Source organism: Lactobacillus taiwanensis DSM 21401 (genome assembly GCF_001436695.1).
GTDB lineage: Bacteria > Bacillota > Bacilli > Lactobacillales > Lactobacillaceae > Lactobacillus > Lactobacillus taiwanensis.
Genome location: NZ_AYZG01000050.1, coordinates 4,914 through 5,510, shown reverse-complemented (window position 1 = coordinate 5,510; position 597 = coordinate 4,914). Strand labels below are relative to the sequence as shown.

Sequence of the window (597 nt, the reverse complement as noted above, 5' to 3'; positions counted from 1 at the left end):
AGCTTAAGTAACTCGGTAAGCATGAGCGAGAGCTTATCTAACTCAGTAAGTATGAGTGAAAGCTTAAGCAACTCAGTAAGCATGAGTGAAAGCTTAAGCAACTCAGTAAGCATGAGTGAAAGCTTATCTAACTCAGTGTCAATGAGCGAAAGCTTAAGTGACTCAGTAAGCATGAGTGAAAGCTTAAGTAACTCAGTAAGCATGAGTGACAGCCTAAGTAACTCAGTATCGATGAGTGACAGCTTAAGTAACTCAGTAAGCATGAGTGACAGCTTAAGTAACTCAGTAAGCATGAGTGATAGCTTAAGTAACTCAGTATCGATGAGTGAAAGCTTGAGTAACTCAGTAAGCATGAGCGAAAGCTTATCTAACTCAGTAAGCATGAGCGAAAGCTTAAGCAACTCAGTAAGCATGAGCGACAGCTTAAGTAACTCAGTAAGTATGAGTGAAAGCTTAAGTAACTCAGTAAGTATGAGTGACAGCTTAAGTAACTCGGTATCAATGAGTGAAAGCCTAAGTAACTCAGTATCGATGAGTGAGAGTTTGAGTAACTCAGTAAGCATGAGTGACAGCTTAAGCAACTCAGTGTCAATGAGT

At 39.9% G+C, this 597-nt stretch carries 1 protein-coding gene; it reads right to left on the bottom strand.

The features are described from left to right. On the bottom strand, nt 1-597 hold a 597-nt coding region (locus FD18_RS06225; protein ID WP_200953890.1), incomplete at both ends, for a hypothetical protein.